Consider the following 2577-nt stretch of genomic DNA (forward strand, 5'->3'; position numbering starts at 1 on the left):
ACGATTTATTATTGACCCACTAAATGCCCTGGTCGGGTGGGTCATTTTATTTCGCTATTACTTGGTAATATTCTTTGCTTTTATCTTTCTAAGACTCTCTCCAGTTAGTTCTATTTGATATGAGGTATGCACAATTCTATCTAGTACAGCATCTGCCACGGTAGGGTCGCCTATTGCATCATACCAGTTGTCTACAGGAAGTTGAGAAGATATGATAATCGACTTCCTTTCATGCCTATCTTCTATAATATCAAGTAATATAGGACGCTCTTTTGCATCTACAGGTACAAGGAAGGCATCATCGAGGATTAACAAGCGACATCGCTCTATCTTCTTTAGCTCTGTTTCTAACGTTCCTTTGTTCTTGGCAACCTTAAGTGTCCCCAGCAGCTTTGACATGTTAGCATACATCGTTCTAATACCATTTTTACAAGCATGATAGCCTATAGCTGTAGCGATAAAACTTTTACCAGTTCCTGATGAACCAGTAATAAATATATTGCGTCCTTGCTTGATAAAATCAAGTGAGAGTATTCTCTCCATTTTGTTTTGGCTAAGGTTGCGATTGATATTATAATCTATTTGCTCAGGATAGGTTTTATATCTAAACCCTGCTGATTTTATGAGTCTTTCAATGGCTGCTGCAGAACGATAGTCCCATTCTCGAGATAAGAGCCAAGATAAAAAGGCATCTGGTGTCATCGTATCTGCAATTGTAGTTGTTAGACTTTCTTCAAAGGCAGTTGCCATACCCGTAAGCCTCATTCTATGCATTAAATCAAGAGATAACTGATTCTTATCCATTTCTTGCACAATAGGTGCTGTCTTATTATTATTTAGTTCCATAGTTGTTTACTTTAATTGTTTGCTATTATTGGATAATTGCTTTGAGAAATAATCCTTGCCTCGTATGTTCTTATGAGTTTTTGGTTTATATTCAGGAGATAGCTCCATATTATCTTCATCCATAGATATATAGGGAGCATCATCACCCTTCTGTAGTATATCCTTTATCTCATTATAGCCATAGCGTCGTCCTTCCGAGGCACAGTTACAAGCTGCTACTAGACGAGCCATGCCATACTTCTTCTCCAGCGACATGATACCACGGCAAGAGCGGAAGGCTTTTGGTGGATATTTCATCTGCGTAGCGACTTCCTTGAGATAAAGCAGAAGGATGTTGTCTATTTGCCCTGCCCGTTGATATATTTCCTCCAAATCCTTTTCAAAGCTACCATGATGACCAGGAAGATTATGTGCATCTTTCTGTGAGTAGGTATAGGGAGTATCATCTCGCTGATGGATGGTAACTAACTTTAACCCATAGTAGATTTGAACATTGTCATTATCGTAAATAAGCTCCATACGTTTGCCGATATACTCTGTTGGAACACTATAACTATGCTTTCTTAGCATAACGAAGCTATTAGCCATGACAGTAGCAGACTTTCTAGACTTCATCTGATAGCGAGCGGTAGGAAGAGGACGAAGAAAATCTTTTTCCATTTCCTCAAATAGTTCTTGACGGGATTCCTTACGCCCACTCAATCTACGGCTGTTAAATGCTTCTAAAGATGTGCGTATAGCAACATTAAGTGATTCTAGATTATGGAAAATTTGCCCTTCAATATCTACATATACCGACCGATACATTAGCTTTACAGCATTCTCAACCAGTGCCTTGTCCTTGGGACGGCGCACCCTAGCTGGATAAACAGCCATGTCATAAAATTCAGCCATAGCAGCGAAGTCGTCATTGATAACAGGCTCATTACGATCACTGCGGATAACGGCTGATTTTAAGTTGTCAGGCACAACAGCCTTGGGTACACCACCAAAGAAATGAAGAGCATTCTCGCAAGCAACGATAAGGTCTTCCTTCTTCTGCGACCACACTGCCTCGCAATAGGTGTAATGACTGCATGGAAGGGTAGCCACAAAAACCTCTACCTTCCGCACCTCACCCGTCTGTTCTTCGACTATCTCTAGCTTATCACCTGCATAATCAATATACATCTGATCGCCAGCAAGGTGCTCTACATGTCCTACGGCTCGTGTTTGACATCTGTAGGCATGGATTGCGTGTTTGAAAGTAGAATACTGGTAACCATTAGGATGAGTTTTGAGATACTCCGTGTGAAGAGATAAGATAGAAACACCCTTCTTGCTAAGCCGTTTCACATAATCAGGAACAAGTGCCTCTAACTCCAACTTGCGAGCAGAAGGCGGACGGTTACGAGAATGCCCATCTGAAAACAAGTCCGCCAGCTTATCATCTGAAAGCGACAGAATTTGCTCCATGGACAAGCCACTTTCTTGGAATTTACGGACATACTTGCGGAGGGTGTTACGAGATATATGGAAAGTACTAGAAATACTTCTTATTCCCATACCAGATGCGTAACAGCGCAATAAATTCTTTAATTTTGTCATATAAATAATAGTTTTATGTTTTTAATGCCGGCCAGGGCAGTAACACAAAACTACAAAATGACCCTAAAAAACTAGCGTTTCAAAGGGTCATTCTTATTTTGGTGAGGTGGGTCTCATTATTTTAACCTTACTGGGTCTAAAATA

General features: G+C 40.4%; 2 protein-coding genes. Both read right to left on the reverse strand.

Translation table 11 applies throughout. The annotated features are described in order from the left end of the window. Positions 1–57: 57 nt before the first annotated feature. A complete protein-coding gene (gene istB / locus O3603_RS11935; RefSeq protein ID WP_004353655.1) occupies positions 58–846 on the reverse strand; it encodes an IS21-like element helper ATPase IstB in 789 nt (262 codons plus the stop codon). 6 nt (positions 847–852) lie between these two features. Next, positions 853–2433, reverse strand: coding sequence for an IS21 family transposase (gene istA / locus O3603_RS11940; protein ID WP_004353653.1), 1581 nt, complete (start codon positions 2431–2433; stop codon positions 853–855). Between the last annotated feature and the right edge of the window lie 144 nt (positions 2434–2577).

The sequence above is a fragment of the Prevotella sp. 20925_1_30 genome (assembly GCF_041433025.1).
Lineage (GTDB): Bacteria > Bacteroidota > Bacteroidia > Bacteroidales > Bacteroidaceae > Prevotella > Prevotella vespertina.